Source organism: Pseudomonas sp. LH1G9, assembly GCF_002949975.1.
GTDB lineage: Bacteria > Pseudomonadota > Gammaproteobacteria > Pseudomonadales > Pseudomonadaceae > Aquipseudomonas > Aquipseudomonas veronii.
This window is the reverse complement of sequence record NZ_CP026880.1, coordinates 5,003,980-5,021,513: the sequence shown is the minus strand read 5'-3', so window position 1 is coordinate 5,021,513 and position 17,534 is coordinate 5,003,980. Positions and strand designations below refer to the sequence as shown.

The 17,534-nt window shown below is 52.6% G+C and carries 12 protein-coding genes and 1 tRNA gene; 4 read left to right on the top strand and 9 right to left on the bottom strand.

Going from position 1 to position 17,534, the window contains the following annotated elements:
* Positions 1 to 13: 13 nt before the first annotated feature.
* Together C5F70_RS23155 and C5F70_RS23150 are read right to left on the bottom strand one after the other, a co-directional pair.
* The gene (locus C5F70_RS23155; RefSeq protein ID WP_104904114.1) at positions 14 to 802 is read right to left on the bottom strand and encodes an SDR family oxidoreductase; all 789 of its coding nucleotides are present in this window, start codon (positions 800 to 802) and stop codon (positions 14 to 16) included.
* A 66-nt stretch (positions 803 to 868) separates the two neighbouring features.
* A complete protein-coding gene (locus tag C5F70_RS23150; protein WP_104904113.1) occupies positions 869 to 1,969 on the bottom strand; it encodes an alkene reductase in 1,101 nt (366 codons plus the stop codon).
* Between the two features lie 146 nt (positions 1,970 to 2,115).
* Between C5F70_RS23150 and C5F70_RS23145 the strand changes: the two genes are divergently transcribed.
* From C5F70_RS23145 to C5F70_RS30665, 4 genes are all read left to right on the top strand, one after another.
* Entirely contained in the window at positions 2,116 to 2,685 is a 570-nt protein-coding gene (locus C5F70_RS23145; RefSeq protein WP_104904112.1) for a TetR/AcrR family transcriptional regulator, read from the top strand.
* A 539-nt stretch (positions 2,686 to 3,224) separates the two neighbouring features.
* Positions 3,225 to 3,740 carry a hypothetical protein gene (locus C5F70_RS30670; protein WP_158683880.1) on the top strand — a complete coding sequence of 172 codons (516 nt, stop codon included), beginning with the start codon at positions 3,225 to 3,227 and terminating at the stop codon, positions 3,738 to 3,740.
* Positions 3,741 to 3,999: 259 nt separating this feature from the next.
* On the top strand, positions 4,000 to 5,673 hold the full coding sequence (locus tag C5F70_RS23140) for an AAA family ATPase (protein WP_104904111.1): 1,674 nt from the start codon (positions 4,000 to 4,002) through the stop codon (positions 5,671 to 5,673).
* Positions 5,670 to 6,476, top strand: coding sequence for a hypothetical protein (locus C5F70_RS30665; RefSeq protein ID WP_158683879.1), 807 nt, complete (start codon positions 5,670 to 5,672; stop codon positions 6,474 to 6,476). Before C5F70_RS23140 ends, C5F70_RS30665 begins: the two co-directional genes overlap by 4 nt.
* A 254-nt stretch (positions 6,477 to 6,730) precedes the next feature.
* Here the strand turns inward: C5F70_RS30665 and C5F70_RS23135 are convergent, their stop codons facing one another.
* The 7 genes from C5F70_RS23135 to C5F70_RS23095 all read right to left on the bottom strand — a co-directional run bounded on the left by C5F70_RS23135 (position 6,731) and on the right by C5F70_RS23095 (position 17,399).
* Positions 6,731 to 8,344 carry a TIGR04141 family sporadically distributed protein gene (locus C5F70_RS23135; RefSeq protein WP_104904110.1) on the bottom strand — a complete coding sequence of 538 codons (1,614 nt, stop codon included), beginning with the start codon at positions 8,342 to 8,344 and terminating at the stop codon, positions 6,731 to 6,733.
* A 568-nt stretch (positions 8,345 to 8,912) separates the two neighbouring features.
* Positions 8,913 to 9,869 (bottom strand): integrase domain-containing protein, encoded by a 957-nt coding sequence (locus C5F70_RS23125; RefSeq protein WP_104904109.1) that lies wholly within the window; start codon positions 9,867 to 9,869, stop codon positions 8,913 to 8,915.
* 910 nt (positions 9,870 to 10,779) lie between these two features.
* On the bottom strand, positions 10,780 to 12,102 hold the full coding sequence (locus C5F70_RS23115) for an integrase arm-type DNA-binding domain-containing protein (RefSeq protein ID WP_104904108.1): 1,323 nt from the start codon (positions 12,100 to 12,102) through the stop codon (positions 10,780 to 10,782).
* A 172-nt stretch (positions 12,103 to 12,274) separates the two neighbouring features.
* A tRNA-Thr gene (locus C5F70_RS23110) sits at positions 12,275 to 12,350 on the bottom strand.
* A 130-nt stretch (positions 12,351 to 12,480) separates the two neighbouring features.
* Positions 12,481 to 13,857, bottom strand: a complete 1,377-nt coding sequence (locus C5F70_RS23105; protein ID WP_026140219.1) for an HlyD family type I secretion periplasmic adaptor subunit — start codon at positions 13,855 to 13,857, stop codon at positions 12,481 to 12,483.
* A complete protein-coding gene (locus C5F70_RS23100; protein WP_102618928.1) occupies positions 13,847 to 16,000 on the bottom strand; it encodes a type I secretion system permease/ATPase in 2,154 nt (717 codons plus the stop codon). The genes C5F70_RS23105 and C5F70_RS23100 overlap by 11 nt, the downstream gene beginning before the upstream one ends.
* Before the next feature lie 46 nt (positions 16,001 to 16,046).
* Positions 16,047 to 17,399: a TolC family outer membrane protein gene (locus C5F70_RS23095; RefSeq protein WP_017848528.1), complete on the bottom strand. Its 1,353-nt coding sequence runs from the start codon at positions 17,397 to 17,399 to the stop codon at positions 16,047 to 16,049.
* Positions 17,400 to 17,534: the final 135 nt, after the last annotated feature.

The window sequence follows — 17,534 nt, the reverse complement described above, 5'->3', positions numbered from 1 at the left end:
TGCTCGACAGGGTTCAGACTTCAGTCAAATAGCGCGGCGCCACGACGGACTGTCTGATCTGCGACAAAAGACCCTGACGTGCAGTTTGCAGGGCATCCCAGCGCTCGCCTTCTTGCAGCGGCGGAATGGTCACCGGTTCGCGGCGATCGAAGCCGACCAGTGCGGCATCGACCAGGTCAGCCACTTCCATGACTTCGCTCAAGGTGTTGATGTCGATACCGGCGCGATCCCAGATCTCCGTGCGGGTGGCCGCGGGCAATACGGCCTGCACATAAACGCCCTGAGGTGAAAGCTCCAGGCTCAGGCCTTGGGAAAGGAACAGCACAAACGCCTTGGTCGCCCCATAGACCGACATACCAAACTCAGGCGCCAGGCCCACCACCGAACCGATGTTGATGATCGCGCCTGCACCGGCTTTGGCCAGGCGTGGCGCGATGGCGCTGGCGAGTCGCACCAGCGCAGTGGTGTTGAGGGCCACCAGTTGCGCCACGCTGTCGGTGCTTTGCTCGATGAAGCTGCCGGACTGCGCGGCACCGGCATTGTTGACGAGGATGCCGATGCGAGCGTCATCCCGCAGGCGCGCTTCGACGGTGTGCAGGTCGCTGAGTTGAGTCAGGTCGGCCGTAAGCACTTCAACGGCGACGTTGTGTTCGCCACGCAACTTTGCGGCGAGCGTTTCCAGGCGCGCGTGGTCGCGGGCAACCAACACCAGATCATGCCCGCGTTGGGCAAAACGCTCGGCGTAAACCGCGCCGATGCCAGTGGAAGCGCCAGTGATGAGAACAGTAGGGTAAGTCGTCATGATGTCAGCTCTTTATCGGGAACATGGATTGATGCACGAATAAAACCGGGCTCGATCAGCCAGTGCTCAGTTCGCGCGGGTGCTGGATTCGGCAAGCGTTGGGTAGTCGATGTATCCCGCCGCGCCGCCGCCGTAGAGCGTGGAGGGGTCGAAGGCGGACAGTGGCGCAGCGGTCTTGAGCCGCTCCACCAGATCGGGGTTGGCGATAAACGGGCGACCAAAGGCGATCAGGTCGGCCCTGTCATGCGCAAGGCGCGCCGAGGCCAGGTTCAGGTCATAGCCGTTGTTGGCGATGTAAGTGTTCTTGAAGCGCTGGCGCAAGGCGTCGAAATCAAAGGGCGCCACATCGCGTGGCCCACCGGTTGCGCCTTCGACGACGTGCAGATAAACGATGTCCAGGGCATTGAGTTGATCGACGATGTAATCGAACTGAGCCTGCGGATCAGTGCTCGATACCCCATTGGCCGGCGAGACCGGCGAAAGGCGAATCCCCGTGCGATCAGCACCGATCTCGGCGGCCACCGCGGCTGTCACTTCCAGCAGCAGGCGCGCACGGTTTGCGATCGAGCCGCCGTAGGCATCGGTGCGCAGGTTGGCGCCGTCCTTGATGAACTGATCCAGCAAATAGCCGTTTGCGCCATGGATTTCCACGCCGTCGAAGCCCGCCGCAATGGCGTTTGCCGCCGCTTGGCGGAAATCGTTGACGATGCCTGGGAGTTCGTCAATTTCCAGCGCGCGCGGCTCGGAAACGTCCTCGAAGCGATTGTTGACGAACACCTTGGTCGCGGCACGCAGCGCGGAAGGGCCTACCGGCGCCGCGCCGTGCGGTTGCAGATCCACGTGGGAAACACGGCCCACATGCCACAGCTGCAGGAAAATCCTCCCGCCCTTGGCGTGTACAGCATCGGTCACCTTGCGCCATCCCTCTATCTGAGCCGCTGTGTAAATACCAGGCGTGTCCTGATAGCCCTGCCCCTGCTGGGAGATCTGCGAGGCTTCGGAAATCAGCAAACCCGCACTGGCCCGCTGGCTGTAATAGGCCGCAGCAAATTCACTCGGGACAAAACCCTTTCCGGCGCGATTGCGCGTCAGTGGTGCGAGAACCACGCGGTTCGACAGCGTCAGAGCGCCCAGTGTGTAGGGGGTGAACAGGTTCAAGTCGCTCATGGGTGTGTGTTCCGTGCCCGTTGGTAAATGGTCATCTTGCTTGCGATTAGGATGATGATCGAAATCTAAACTGTCAACGGTTTTGATTATGGTCGACATCTATGTATCATCAGCCGATGAATTTCAGCGGTAGAGAGGTATCGAACATGCGAGTGTCCAAGGCTCAGGCCCAGGCAAATCGGGAGCACATCGTCGAAACGGCGTCAGTCGTGTTTCGCGAGCGCGGCTTTGACGGAGTCGGCGTGGCCGACCTGATGGCCGCCGCCGGTTTCACCCATGGCGGTTTCTACAAACATTTCGGCTCAAAGGCCGACCTAATGGCCGAAGCCTCGGCCAACAGCCTTGCGCACTCACTGGCCAACGCCGAAGCATTGAGCGTGAAGGACTTCATCGATCTGTACGTCTCCAGAGACCATCGCGACAGACGCGCCACGGGTTGCACCATGGCAGCGCTGTGCGGTGACGCTGCGCGTCAATCGGGCGACTTGAAATCGGCATTCGCTGAAGGCATCGAGCACATGCTGCAAACGCTCGGCGAAAAATACCCGACCGGCCCGGATGCGGCGCCGGGTGAGGCAAGGGAGAAAATGATCGACCTGCTGGCACGCGCGGTCGGTGCGATCACGCTATCGCGCGCCTGCCCTGACGACTCGGCGCTGGCGGATGAGATTTTGGCGGTGTGTCATGGGCAGATGATCGAGTCGTTGTCGGAGTAGTTGGGGGGTTGATGGTTGTGGGTGGCGGGGGAGGAGCATGATTTTTCTGTGTTGGGGGGCAGGACTTGTTCGCTCACTACTCTCCCCTCAGTAAACGCCCGTTCACCGCTGAAACAACAAAGCCCTCGCATTTCTGCGGGGGCTTTGTTTTGTATGGTGCGGCACCAGGAGTCGAATTAGAATGTAAATATTTGATAACAATTAGTTTTACGAACGATTTTTTAGACTCCTATCCCTAAAACTATCCTTAAGGTCAAGAACAGCTGCTCCATAAATACGACATTTAAATCCGCAATTTGATGCTGAATGCTGTGCCCCTTAAATCTCTCACTTCTTCGCACCTAGAAATATGGATAGCCCATCCTAATGGATTGATAAAAATACTCAAAAAAAACCAGCCATAATATGATACCTCAACACTAGATTAAATAGTTATTTTAACCATAGAAACTAACTTGTAACACTATTCTTCCCGAAAATGAAAAATATAGTCACATTTAGTCTTCACGTTAACTTGTATTTTTTTGGATGTGTCTCATATGAAATATGACATCAATGCACTGCTAGAAAAATATAGAGCCTGTGCCAATGATATGACCGAAGAATTCCGTCAGTTCTTTAGAGCATTCGATTATCAAAATAACGATTACAAAAAAATAAAAATCACAAAAATTGAATCTCTTCAATCTCTTGATAGTGTTCTAAGTGGGGCTGGATTCTATCTTATCGCTTCAACCATGCCCACGCCAAATAATGGTTGCCGGCTACAAATCGGCTCTTCACGGGTTATATATAGAGGCCACAGTTCGAACGTCAGAGAGAGACTAGAAAGTCATTTGTTTTATGGCTCATACACTACAAAAAATGCAGGACGAAAATTTACTGTTTGCATGAAGTTAAACGGGAAGAATGTCAATCTTGACGAGTGCTCCAAAATTGATGACGATTGGTACGTTGTTACCCACAGCATGCCCAAGAGTATGAAATTGATTCGTGAGGCCGCAGAGGCTGCATTCGATGCTGAGTTCGGAAAACCTGTGTGCAGCACCAAGTGATTTCAAGCGTCTCTGAAAAATCTCAGATATCTCAATGCGCCAAAGGAACGCTTTACACACCTTAATTGAGCTATCTGAAAGAGTCGAAATTGCTTCCGGCTCACGCCTGATAAATTTTTCGAGAAAGCCGCCTATATAGAGTTGAAGTGGTGCTCGAGTACGCTAGCACACAGACGTGACTAGTGGCATATTGATATGCCAAACTGTTTGCACATCAGTCGTAGTGATAAACAGAGAAAATACTGAAAGGATTGCAGCTATGAAGTGGAACCTCAACGTTGTAAGCCAGGAAACGGTACCTAGTCGTGATTATGATTTAATCATCTATCCAGTGAAAATTAACTGGAATGACTTCACCTACAACTACAGAACAAAAATATACATAAAACATCCCGCAAGGCTTTTTCACTTCGATTTATTTGTCGTGCCTTTAGCTGATGGAAAAATTATAGAAACAATCTCGGCAGCAATAAAGAAGGGTTTTAATAATGCCTTCACGCTATTTTTTAAATGCTCTTCATATAGGGACCTCGCGCATCAATTAACGGAGAGTGAATATATTTCACTCCTTGAAACCATTAATGATATTTCATCCGCCAAGTATATTAAGCAAGGCTCCGTACCTGAGTTAGAGCACGTTATCGATTCAGAAAACTTCAGGTTGGGTGTATTACGTTCTGCGCACACCTTCGATGCCTTCTTGCACGGCTTTAAAAATTCTTTTCATCAGGATCCTATAGATGATGCTCGGGTAGATTTTGAAATCTCTACTACACTTCCTGGCTGCTTTACAGCGTTGCATCTACCAATTTCACATAAAAATCATCAGCATTTTCAAGATAGAGTTCATTGTCTAATCGGGGTAAATGGCGTAGGTAAAACCCAGCTACTGCGAGGAATAATTATAGGCGCCGCGAATAATTTTTATAATAAAAATCAGTGGTTACCAAAAACTATATTTCGTGACAAAGATGGGCAGATGTTGATTGACGAAGAATCAAACATAAAATTCAGATATAACTTCTCCGCTTTTAACCGAGTGGTCGCATACACTTCCGACTCAGAATCAGCGCTCCCCGCCTCTTCCGAGATTGGGGGGTTCGATTACAGTTTTTTCAATATGAACGATTCCTCCACCGGTTTCTCGTATGACAAACACCTCTCTTATTTACTTGCCTCACTTTATAGATCCGATGCAGACCCTCTCTTGAACAAATGGGCGATTTTTGAAAGCGCTGTATTAGACATAGCACCAGCTTCAGATCTGATGATACCGGTAAGAAGCAGTTTCACAGATAATATTTTTATACTCGACAAAAACAATAACAAATGGGTGCTTGTAAAAAACTTAAGCGGTGAGCAACGAATACTTGATATCTTTGGAATGATAGATCCTAGCCGAGATCTTTGCTTTCTATCAAGAATAAATAATCAACCCATAAAACTGAGCAGTGGGCAGCGGAGTTTTTTTAGATTTATTCTCCATTTTTTAACGCACGCAGGCATGGGCACATTACTACTCATAGATGAGCCAGAGACCCATCTCCACCCAAATTTAATAAGCGAGTATATGATGCTTCTATATGGCATCCTCGAAAAAACCAAATCAATTGCTATAATTGCAACGCACTCAACTTACGTTGTTCGGGAAGCTCCCACCCATTGCGTCCACATTCTTAAGAAAAGTGATGGTCGTACTTTTTTAGAAAGTGTGTATATGAATACTTTGGGCGCAAATGTATCCTCTCTTTCCATGGCGGTATTCGGAGATAATACCGTTTCGAATTATCATAGAAAAATTAGTCAAGAAATAGCCAATACTAGCCTGCCTCTAAACTCAATAATAGAGCAATACAAAGACATATTCAGCCTAGACATGTTAATCGAAATTCGTGCGCGCATTGAAAGTCGTGACGTTCTGGGTGACATATGAATAGTTTTGGCTATGTTGTACGAGACGACCTTCTGGCTCTAAAAAAAATCACAACTGGTTACGTCTGTTTAAATGGATCATACGATGCTATATCAGATGCATACGATCAATATAAAGCTCTGAAAGGTTCTACATCGATAGTCCCACTCGGCCTAAATGCGGGCCAAGTTGAAACATTAAAATTAGCATATCAAAATCGACCAGCAAAATTCAAACTTGACTGGATTAACGAAGTGCTAAATCACACATTGCTTGCCTGTCCAATGTGCGGAGGATCTGGTGGGCGAACACTCGAGCACTACCTGCCGAAAACTCCTTACCCCGAGTTTGCAGTATTCAGCTACAACTTATTTCCATCATGCGGCAGCTGTAATTCAAAGCGTGGATCAAAGAACAAGCACTTAGCGTTTCCAGCACTGCTCCACCCTTACTTTGATGAAAAAACGCTGAATTCAATAGAGCTTATAACAAATTTTACTATAAGAAATGGAGTTCCTGGCTTCGAGCTAAAATTCAATTCGTCGCATTTTGACGCAGCTACTAGGCATCGTATCGAATATCACTTAGAAGTATCCTTGGATAATTTGGATTTTAGAAACTACTCCGGGGGCTACCTAAATAAGGCACTCCATCGAGTGCAGGATTACAACAATTACAATGGTTATATTTTCGCAATAAAAAAAGATCTTGAACTTTGCGAAAGAAGCGGTTCAAGAAATTCATGGGAGGCAGCTTTTATGCGCGGACTATTAGCGCTATCTATTTTTGATTTCAATAAATTGCTAGGTGCAAATTATATTTAGCACAATTCACTTAAATATAAAGAGGACCCTGGTGACTGGCAGGCTCGTTGATTCAAGATTGCTGCGAGCTAGCCTAGGCCTAAGAACGAATAAGGATCGCTCAAGGTAATGTTAAGGTAACCGTCTGCCCAGCACTCTCTCCTGACAGTTGCCAGCGGGCTCTCCTAGCATACTGGTCGAAGGACCCATTATTAGACTTTGCAGGAGGTTGTTTTTGACAATAATTGCAATGTATAGGTCTTTGGACAAACGCTTTAAGGCCTTGGAATTTTTGCGGCAGCTGAAATTTTCACCGAGAAGCCACGCTGTGATAAACTGTCATATGCTCGCACAAGGTTAACTTTGCTGAAGAAAGGTAGATTGTTTTTTACAGCCGCAGCGTCGTCCCCCAAAATCAAAAATACCACTTGGTAATCTGAGCTTCGAAAATTGTCCAGTGGAACGATTTCACGCACGTCATTACCAAATGTATTCAATACTTTTCTTGCTGCTTTTCTGAAGTCTCGATCACCGAGTAAGATTTCTGCTGCGACGCTCCCTTGAGCGAATAGATGGCTTAATCCGGCAGATCCGCCTTTACGATGCTTGACATGAATAAATTGCTTATCCGCTGTAAGAAGATCGCATAATTCGATAGAGCTGGTGGATCTGTTGCTTTTAACTAATCGTTTATCTAATAAGTGATATCCGTGGAGTAAGGATGCTCTGGTGTTGTAGTCACCTTCAGACTCTATTTTTGTTTCGTTATTTTCTTCCCATACATGGACACCAGGGAATTGAAGCTCAGAAATGACAATCTTGGCTAAACTAGAATTGGTTCTTCCAATGAATGAGTTGTCGATCTCGTACCATGTCCCTCCAAATATTAAGTTTGTTTTGTTTTCAGTAACAATTTCGAAGTAAATGCATTTATATATAGAGTGAGAGAACTCGTTTTCGTAGATGTCGAAAACATACAGATTGTCCCTCTTTACTGTGTCAATTGTTACTTTGCTATTGTCGATGGTGTTCAGATAATTATCAGAAGATATTATTGGTACTCGATCATTTTTGGCGCGAGTAAAACTAAATCCAATAATTGAGTCCCATTTTTCTATTTCGGGTAGGGTGATGACTAGTCTGGGGTCTCGGTTTTTTATAGCGTCAAGCAGTAGCTGGTCCAATCGATCTATATCGGATTTCTCTTTGATTTTTCGAACATTATCTACCCAGAGAAATTCTGTTTTATAGTCATCTTTAAGGTAATGAGATTTTAGGGTTTCGATTAGGCTCGATAAATCACAGATCTCCATTTCAACGCCAAAAGAAAACATTGCATCGCCACCAGAGATATTTTTGAACTCTATACCCGGTTTAGGTGTTCCGGTCACAGCTCTTAATATATCGCGGGAAATATCGATGCCAAATACACTGATTTCTGAGTCGCGTGCAGCCTGTGATCTTTTTTGAACAGGTTGGTCGTCTAATGTATGAATGTCAACGCTTCGTAAACTTTCATGATTCAGTGTGTTTAACGCAGTTTTTAGTCCAAAATCTTGTACGAAATATGAAAAGTCTAATAAATGTCGTCCATAGCCAAAGGTTATTGCAAATACATCTTCGCCTGTTCTAATCAATAAAACAGCAGAGCTCGACTTGTTGCCGATTTGTGCAACATCAGTTCCAGTTAGTGTGTCAACTAACTCGCTCCAATGTGGTCTTTTTTCAGTTGTGCGCTTCACATACAAAATGCCTTCAATTTCGAAGGCCGGATTAAGCTCATAGGACGCTACATCCCTATCCGCCGCGAGCAAGTCGGAGAAACCATTCGTTACGGTGCCTGGCTTCATCATGAAGACGTTCAAGTGGCGATATTTTTTTTCAGGCATCATCCGGTCCGTGGTCGTATTTGTATGGTGAAGTACGAGTGCGATGCTGGATATATTGCTACTTTTGAATCAGCTTAGCAACTCTTTCGGAACGCTTTGATTTTTCGGGTGAGCGCGTGTTCAGATGAGTGAGACGTACACGGCTGCTAGTTAGATGTTATAGATGTTTGTTTAATTTAATCCAAACTTCGCATGCCAAATAAATATCATGGACTACTGTTGGGTATCAGGCGCGATTGAAACCTATACTTTAATCAGTTACTGATATTTGGCTAGAGGTCGAATATCCACGACTTAGCTAACCGCAGAGTGAGCAAACGTATCGTCAGCAGATAGTAATAGCGTGTATACACAGTATGCCGATTCAGATGCTGATGTAAAAACCATTGTAGGTGCTTTTGTCGCCACCTCCATGGGTTTTCTCGGTGCCAGCGATCAGAAATTGCGGCTTGAATGACCTTAGCTTGGCGTATGTGGCGTTGTCGTGTGGCATGCGCGCCGGTCAGGATACCGCTAAGAAATAGCTCCATATCGAATGGTTTATTCATGTTCGCCCTCCAATGTACGCCTATATCACATCGATACGGCCGTGCCCGAGCTCGTAACTGATTTTCTCTCGGGCCTGCTGATCGAGGTGCCGGTCGAGCTGGAAGCAATTGCCGCCATTGATGGGCGCGTAATGATGGGTGATTTGCTTATAGCGTTCGCACGCATAGGCCGCCCGTAATTCATGAAAGCCTTTGAGGTTGTGCGTATGGAGGATGTCCCGTGCGGGGCGAACGATTATTTGTTGGAAATCGAGGTAGCGTTCGTCCGGTGCAAGCAGGTTGTGGCTACCGTCGGGCAAGACTTGATGGGCGAATGCCAGGGCTTCGCGGATGTGATCGTTCATTATGATCCAGCGAGGTGCCAGCGCACCTGAGCGACCACCTTTGGTGCCTTCCTGAATGTTGATCTTGCCGTAGTACTCGGCTTCACGTTTTAGACGCGGTAGGTCGGCCAAAATCGCCTCCCGTAAGCGCATTCCTGTTGCTCGGGTCAACTGCACGATGGCGGCGGCGCGCGGCTGCTGGTGTGCGCAAAGCACGTCTACGATCCGCTTCAGGTGTTCGCGGTCTTGGCCTTGCGGAACTGAACGACGAACACTGGTACGCCGCATTCCTAGCGCCTTGCTCGGACTCTGCACCTTCACATACTGATCACCGCGAAGCGCTGCAAGGGTACGATTCACACTGGACAATTGGTTTTGCGCAGTAGCGATGGCGAGTTCACCCTGTTCAACTTGGTGACGCAGATGCCCGGCGTAGTCCAGCAACGTCTGCCGATCAATCTGCCGCGCATCGTTAAACCCGGGCCCATCCTCCGAGCGACACCAGCGTACAAACGCCAGCCACCGATCGCTGTGCGCCTTAACCGTCCCGTAATGCCCGCCGCCAAATAGATCTTTCAGCGCCTGCGGCCCGGCATAACTCAGTTGTCGCCCATAGCCAAAATTGCGTCCATCTCGCCTGCCCACCAATGCCATGATCGAACACCTCTTGAAGCCAAAACTTTTAAAACCTTCCCCACGTCATCCCGCCACGAATGTTGAGTGTTATCAGGGATCAAGGCCCCTGCGACCTGTGAGGGTTGTCCACTAACGCGGGACTGGCGGCTCTTTACGACCGGGAGCTTGGGCATCTCATGATCTGGCCTCCTGAACACTTCCGAGGAAGTGGGCGGGTGGTGGCTGCATCGGCTGACGAATCCAACGCCGCGAGATCCTGAGTCAGGTAAAAGCAGTGATGCGATGACCGGGGCATGCCTGACTGTCAGTCAGGTGCAGTCCATTCCCTGGGCTGCGGCACCATCATCTGCGTCGCTGTTGCTGGTGACTTCGGTGTTTGTCACGCCGATTGTCACGAGGGGAAATGCCGCAATGCCTTGTACGAGTTGGGCTGCAGCAGCGGTAGGAGCGCCCGTCTCTTTCCGGAAGAAAGAGACGGGCGCAGGTTGGCGCAATGAATGGCCAAGCGGATAGGTTGCTGCAGGGCAGCTATGAAAGGGGGTGAGTTGCCGCAGTGGGCACACTGGTAAAAGTAGGCATCCATCACATCGATGTGACCGTGCGAGCCGCCGGACGCTAATCGCACTTTGGGAGAACCACCACCGTGTGGCGTAGCCTTAAAGGTTCTGGCTACCTGGGTTGCTGTCAACGACAGCGCTTTGCCCGATCTTTTCTACGCCTGTGGATAATTCGGGTCAAGGCTCGAATTTTCGGGAGTTTTGCGGCTGTGGATGAAATTATCCACCGGTGGAAATCAGTGGTTTTCCACAGACAGTTACGTGGGCTTTAGATTTTTTAAGTGAGGTCCATCCAAGCAGGGCGGCTTTGCAGCCCTGTTTGGATGGACCCGCGTGGACAAGCGGACCACTGATATATGTAGACCGAGTACTTACTCGGTTGCGCCACGTTTTGCTTTTAGGCGAGTGACGTTCGCTCCGGTCTGGTTCGCGAATTCGTGTGGAGTGACATGCTCCTGCCGGTTGGCCTCCAGGTACCGGCTCCACCAGTTCATGATCAGCCTGCGCTCCTCGATGAACTCGGCCTTGTGGATGTAAGCGGCGCGGACGTTGTTGCGCTCTTTGTGGCTCATCTGCCGTTCAATGGCTGTCTCCGACCACAATCCTGACTCGATCAGTGCGCTGCAGGCCATCGAACGAAACCCATGCCCGCAGATATCGGTTTTGGTGTCATATCCCATCGTCCGAAGCGCGTTGTTCACGGTATTTTCGGACATGGGCTTCCAGGGTTTGGCATCCCCTGCGAAGACCAATGCGAATTTGCCTGTGAGTGCATGGATTTTTTCGAGTAGCGCCACTGCTTGCGGTGATAAGGGTACTAAATGGATATCCCCTGCCATCTTCGTACCCCTTGTGGAAAAGGGTACTCCCTCCAACGCGGGTCGAGTGTCCGGTATCTCCCAGGTGCCGCGCTTGAGGTCGAACTCGCTCCAGCGTGCGAAACGCAGCTCGCTGGATCGTACAAACACATGCAGCGACAGCATCACCGTCAGACGGGTAAGTGCCCGGCCTTTATAGGTGTCGATCCGCTCCTGCAGTTCCGGCAGTCTCGATAAGGGTAGAGCGGGGCGATGTACCACCCGCGGGGCTTTGATCGAGCCTTCGAGATCGTAAGCAGGGTTTATGGTGATAAGCCGGAGGCGTTTTGCCTCGCGCATGATGCTCTGCAGGTAGTTTTGTACCCTTAAAGCAACGTCGATCGTTCCGCGCTTCTTGATCGCTTCCAAGGGCTGCATGAGGTCATGGGTGTCGAGGTCGACAATGGCGCGAGTGCCGATCAGCGGGAACACGTGGGTTTTGAGGCGGCTCATCACAGTCTTGGAGTGGCCTGGTGCCCACTTGGCCGACATTTCCGTGTGCCAGTCCAGGGCAACGCTTTCAAAGGTTCTGCCTTTGATCACGGCTTCCGCCTTGGCTTGGTGCTTGGTCTCTATGGGATCAATGCCATCCGCCAGCATTCGCTTGACGTCCAAGCGCTTGCGGCGAGCATCGGCGAGGCCAATGACGGGGTAGTTGCCGAACGAGGTCAGTCCTTCGCGTCCGTCAGGTTTGACGTAACGGAGCCGCCAGCCTTTGCGGCCATTGGGTTGGACTAGGAGATAGAGGCCATCGCCGTCGAAAAGCTTGTAGGCGCGGTCTGTAGGTTTTGCCAAGCGGCAAGCTGCGTCGGAGAGCGGAGCTGTGGTGCGCGACATAAGGGTACTCCCTTTTATCGAAGTGACCTGTATCCCAAACTCTACCCTTAAAACGGTTGGAATCCACCAGTTTCTGACGGAAACCGATGGAACGCCAAAACGAAAAAACCCGCCAAAAGGCGGGTTTTTCGGGGGTTCCAGAGATTTTGAAAGCCTTCTCTGGAACCTTGTATGGTGCCGGCACCAGGAGTCGAACCCGGGACCTACTGATTACAAGTCAGTTGCTCTACCAACTGAGCTATACCGGCGTGTTAGGGCGACGATTATAGCGATTGAAAAAGTTCTGTAAACCCCTGAAATCTGACTATTTTTGCGAAAACCCAAGTTTTCGTCCTTCGCCCTGCATTTACCCGCTTCTCCCGCAGCCAAATGCCCCGATCAGCGCTCGTGCATGGCCTCTGCGCGGGATTTGATGATTGGCTTGAGCAGGTAGCTCAAGATGCTCTTCTTGCCGGTGATGATGTCCACAGAGGCCACCATGCCGGGGATGATCAGCAGGGGTTTGTCGTCGGTGCCGAGGTGGCTGCGGTCGGTGCGCAGTTTGATGACGTAGAAGGTGTTTTTCTTCTCTTCATCCATCACGGTGTCGGCGCCGATCTGTTCGAGTTTGCCTTTGAGGCCGCCGTAGATGGTGTAGTCGTAGGCGGTGAATTTGATCATTGCTTCCTGGCCGGGGTGGAGGAAGGCGATGTCTTGCGGGCGGATCTTGGCTTCTACCAGCAAGGTGTCGTCCAGCGGTACGACTTCGGCGATGTCGCTGCCGGGCTGGATCACGCCGCCCACGGTGTTGACCAGCATTTGCTTGACGATACCGCGCACGGGGGAGGTGACCATGGTGCGGCTGACGCGGTCTTCCAGGCCTTTGGAGGTGGCTTGGGCCTTGCTCAGGTTGGTGCGCGCTTCGTTCAGTTGAGCCAACGCTTCGCTGCGGAATTTGCCGCGGGTCTCGTCGATTTTGCGTTGCACTTCGTTGATGGCGGCCTGGGCGCGGGGGATGGCCAGGGTGGTGCCGTCGAGCATGCCGCGGGTTTCCACTTCGGAGCGTTTGAGGCGCAGCACTTCTACCGGCGAGACCGCGCCCTGTTGTACCAGCGGTTCGGACATGCCGATCTCCTGGCGCAGCAGGTTCAGGCTGTTGCGGTATTGGTCCTGCTTGGAGGCGAATTCACGCAGTTCCTGCTGGCGTTGCAGCAGTTGTTGTTGCAGCCCGCCGATTTCGTCCGACAGTTGCTGGCGTCGGCTCAGGTACAGCGACTCTTCGTTCGACGCCTGGTTGGGCACGGCTTTGCGCGCGTCTTCGGTAATGTTCAGCGGGCGATTTTCGACTTCGGCGCTGAGACGCTCCACGCGCAGTTCCATGGCCACGCGGTCGGCTTCGGTTTCGTCGACGTTGGAGGCAAAGCGTGTGTCGTCCAGGCGTACCAGCGGCGCACCGGCGTCGACGATTTGGCCTTCATGCACGTAGATCTGGGCGACGATGCCGCCTTCCAGGTTCTGGATTTTCTGGATGCGCGAGGAGGGGATCGCCTTGCCTTCGCCTTTGGTCACTTCATCGATGATCGCAAAGTGCGCCCACAGTATCAGGAACACGAAGAAGCCGATCACGCCCCAAATGGTCAGGCGCACGATGCGCGGGGCGTCGTCGACCAGGGCTTTTTCGACTTCGGGCAAGGGCTGGTCTTCGAGCGAGTCGGTGCCTCTGAAATAGCCGAAGATGACGTCTTTCAAACGGCGTGGGCCGGATTTAAGCAACACTGATCTGCCCCTTTTTCAGCGCTTCCATGACGGCCGCTTTTGGACCGTCCGCGAGTATCTGGCCACGGTCGATCACCAGCAGGCGATCCACCAGGCTCAATAGCGAGGCGCGGTGGGTGACCAGAATCACCGTCTTGTTTTCGATCACCGACTGCAAGCGCTGTTTCAGGCGCTCTTCGCCGGTGTTGTCCATGGCGCTGGTCGGTTCGTCCAGCAGCAGGATCGGTGGGTTCAATAGCAGCGCACGGGCGAGGGCGACGTTTTGTCGCTGGCCGCCGGAGAGGTTTTGCCCGCGTTCGCCCACTTGCAGTTCGTAACCTTGCGGATGCAGCCTGGCAAATTCATGCACGCCGGCCAGTTCTGCGGCTTGCAGCACCATTTCGTCGTCCACGTAGCGCGCACCCGAGACGAGGTTGTCGCGCAAGGTGCCGGCCAGCAGTTGGATGTCCTGGGCCACGTAGCCTATGTTGTGGCGCAATTCGCTGACATCGATCTGGCGAATGTCCACGCCATCGACCAGCAACGAGCCCGAATCCGGCTGGTAAAGACCGACCAACAGTTTGGCCAGCGAGCTTTTGCCCGAGCCGCTGCGCCCGATGATGCCGATCTTCTCGCCCGCCCGCACATTCAGGTTGATGCCGCGCAGCGCCAGGTTTTGTTGGTTCGGGTAGGTGAAGTCGACTTCGCGGAACGTCATCGCGCCTTGCAGCGCCTTGCGGCTGAGCGGGCGTTCGTCGTAGTTGCGTTCTTGCGGCAACTCCATCATCTGGTCGACCGAGACCATCGTCACCTTGGCTTGCTGGTAACGCGTCAGCAGCCCCGACAGTTGCGCCAACGGGCCCAGTGCGCGGCCGCTGAGCATGTAGCAGGCAACGAGGCCGCCCATGCTGAGGGCGCCATCAATGATCTGGTACACGCCGAAAATGATCATCGCCACGCCGGCCACTTGCTGGATCAGCAAGGTGATGTTCATGGCCAGGCCGGACAACACCTTGACCCGCAGTTCCAGGCGGCTGAGGGTGCCAATGGTCTGTTCCCATTGATACTGGCGCTCGCTTTCTGCGTTATTGACCTTGACCGCATCGAGCCCGGCGAGGGTTTCGATCAGGCTCGACTGACGCTCGGCGCCCAGGGCCATGGTGCGCTCCAGTGTCGCAGTCAGCGGTTTCTGGAGCATGTGGCCGATACCCAGGGCCAGCGGGAAGGCGATGATCGGAATCCACACCAGGTGGCCGCCGAGCATGGCGATCACCACCAGGATGATCAGGGTGAAGGGCAGGTCGATCAGGCTCGCGAGGGTCAGCGAGGTGAGGAAGTCGCGCATCCCCTGGAATTCATGGATGTTCTGCGCAAAGCTGCCGACCCGCGCCGGGCGCACTTTCATGGCCATGCCCACGATGCGCTCGAACAGCGTCGCGGAGATGATCAGGTCGGTTTTTTTGCCCGCCAGGTCCAGGCATAAACTGCGCAGGCTCTTGAGCAGCAGATCGAACAGGTACGCGCCGCAGATACCGATGGCCAGCACCCACAAGGTGGCGGTGGCCTGGTTGGGGACCACGCGGTCATACACGTTCATCACAAACAACGGTGCGGCCAGGGCGATCAGGTTGATCACCAGGCTCGCGGCGATTGCGTCGGCGTAGAGCCAGCGCGAGCGCTTGAGGGTGTCTCGGAACCACGAGCGTGCGCGCGGGATCAGCGTGCCGCTGGTGATGTCAAATTTATGCTGCGGTTGGGCGAAAAATACCCGACCGCTGTAATCCTGACTCAAGGTTTCACGGCTGACCTGTACTTCGCCGCCGTCGCTTTCGCTGAGCAGCAGTCGCGCCGTGTCGCCTTCCCAGCCCAACAGCACCGCGCTGCGCCCTTCCTTGAGCAGCAGCATGGCGGGCAGTGCGATGGATGGAATCTGTTCCAGCTTGCGCTGCAGCAACCGCCCCTGCAACCCCGCCCGAGCGGCTGCACGCGGCAGCAACTCGGCGCTCAGGCGCTGGGCCGCGAGTGGCAGCCCAGTGGTCAGCATTGCGCGGCTGGCGGGTTTGTAATGCAGTGAGCAGAGTGTCAACAACCCGTCCAGCAAGGGGTCGTCATGCTGACTGCGCGGGTCATGGTTGAGTTGCGCCACACCTATTTCAGAATCCAAGCTGACTCTCTCTTACTGCAGTTGAGTGGTCCAACGCCGTCAAGAATCAGTTCATCCCTGGCAGGTTTACCGACGGTTTAATATCGTTCTGCACAACCGATGCCATCGGCGCTACCACGCCCTGACTTCTCAGCAGTTGGCCCATGTCGGCCTTGATTCGATACTGCGTGTAGATCTGCAGGTTTTTGATCTGCGCCAGACGCTGCTGAGCGGTGAACAGTTCATTCTCGCTGTCGAGCAAGTCGAGCAGTGTACGCTCACCGAGGCTGAACTGCTGTTGATACGAGGTACGTACTCGCGTGCTGCGGTCCACGTATTCCTGCGCGATCGGCACCTGCTGGGTGGCGTTGTTGTAGGCGTTCCACGCCAGGCCCAGCTCTTCGTTCAGCTGACGCAGGGCGTTGTTGCGGATGTCCAGCGCCTGGGAGGCCTGGGAGGCCTTGGACTGCAGGTTGGCCTTGTCGGTGCCGCCGTTGAACAGGTTGAACTGCATGTTCAGCATGGCGGAATAGCTGTTGTCATGGCCTGGGTCGCCGGCGATGTTGTCATTGGCCGAACGTTGCAGCACCGCATCGAAGCGCGGGTAGAAGGTCGACTTGGCGGATTCGTACTGCTTTTCAGCGGCGGTGATATCCGATTCGGCAGAGCGCAATACCGGGCTGTCGGCAATCATCTGGCGGCGTGCTTCATCCAGGCTGGCTGGCAGCAAGGTCACGATGCCCGCTGGCTTTTCCAGTTGGTCAGGCTCTTGGCCGACAACGCTCATGTAGTTGGTATTGGCGTCAGCCAGGTTGGTCTGTTCGGTGATCAGGTTGTTTCGAGCCTGAGCCAGACGGGCTTCGGCCTGGTCCATGTCCGCCATTCTTCCGACGCCACGGCTGGTGCGCAATTTGATCTGGTCAAAAATGCGTTCGTGGCTTTTCAGGTTCTCTTCTGCCAGTTGCACCATCTCGCGACGGGTCAAGACATCCAGATAAACCTGGGCGACCGTCAGGGCGGTGCGCTCGGTCGTGTTGAGCAGCGCATAACCGCGGGAATTGGCGGTGGCTTGTTGGCGGCCTACTTCATTTTGGGTGCCAAAACCCTGGAACAGGTTTTGCTGCAGACGAATGGTCGATTCGCCGCGGTTCATGGTTTTCCAATCGTGGCTGTTGCTGGCCGCGCGGGTGGTGGTGTTGTCCGAGCGTTCACGGCCATAACCGCCCAGCAAGTCGACTTTAGGCAAGTAGCCGCCTTTGGCTGCGTCGACTTGGTAGTCAGCAGCAATGCGCGCATTGACACCCGCTTGGATCTCCGGATGGACTTCCACCGCTTTCTGCATCGCCTCTGTCAGGGTTTGAGCCTGTACGAAACTGGCGGCTAGAGCAAAAGGCAAAGCTTTGAATAAGTGCAAACGCATTGTGATTCTTCCCTGGGGATTGGTTGCCTGGAAAACCGCAACAAACTTGAAATAGTGCATTGGATTGGCAACCGAAATCACTGCTTGTCATGAGTGCTGGACGGTGCAAACAGAAAGTCGCGATGCCGTGTAAAT

Excerpts from the sequence above, each read along its gene's own strand:
- C5F70_RS30670 (WP_158683880.1), top strand. The coding sequence starts at position 3,225 with ATGAAATATGACATCAATGCACTGCTAGAAAAATATAGAGCCTGTGCC.
- C5F70_RS23140 (WP_104904111.1), top strand. The coding sequence starts at position 4,000 with ATGAAGTGGAACCTCAACGTTGTAAGCCAGGAAACGGTACCTAGTCGT.
- C5F70_RS23135 (WP_104904110.1), bottom strand. The coding sequence starts at position 8,344 with ATGCCTGAAAAAAAATATCGCCACTTGAACGTCTTCATGATGAAGCCA.
- C5F70_RS23150 (WP_104904113.1), bottom strand. The coding sequence starts at position 1,969 with ATGAGCGACTTGAACCTGTTCACCCCCTACACACTGGGCGCTCTGACG.
- C5F70_RS23095 (WP_017848528.1), bottom strand. The coding sequence starts at position 17,399 with ATGCGTTTGCACTTATTCAAAGCTTTGCCTTTTGCTCTAGCCGCCAGT.
- C5F70_RS23125 (WP_104904109.1), bottom strand. The coding sequence starts at position 9,869 with ATGGCATTGGTGGGCAGGCGAGATGGACGCAATTTTGGCTATGGGCGA.
- C5F70_RS23155 (WP_104904114.1), bottom strand. The coding sequence starts at position 802 with ATGACGACTTACCCTACTGTTCTCATCACTGGCGCTTCCACTGGCATC.
- C5F70_RS30665 (WP_158683879.1), top strand. The coding sequence starts at position 5,670 with ATGAATAGTTTTGGCTATGTTGTACGAGACGACCTTCTGGCTCTAAAA.
- C5F70_RS23145 (WP_104904112.1), top strand. The coding sequence starts at position 2,116 with ATGCGAGTGTCCAAGGCTCAGGCCCAGGCAAATCGGGAGCACATCGTC.
- C5F70_RS23115 (WP_104904108.1), bottom strand. The coding sequence starts at position 12,102 with ATGTCGCGCACCACAGCTCCGCTCTCCGACGCAGCTTGCCGCTTGGCA.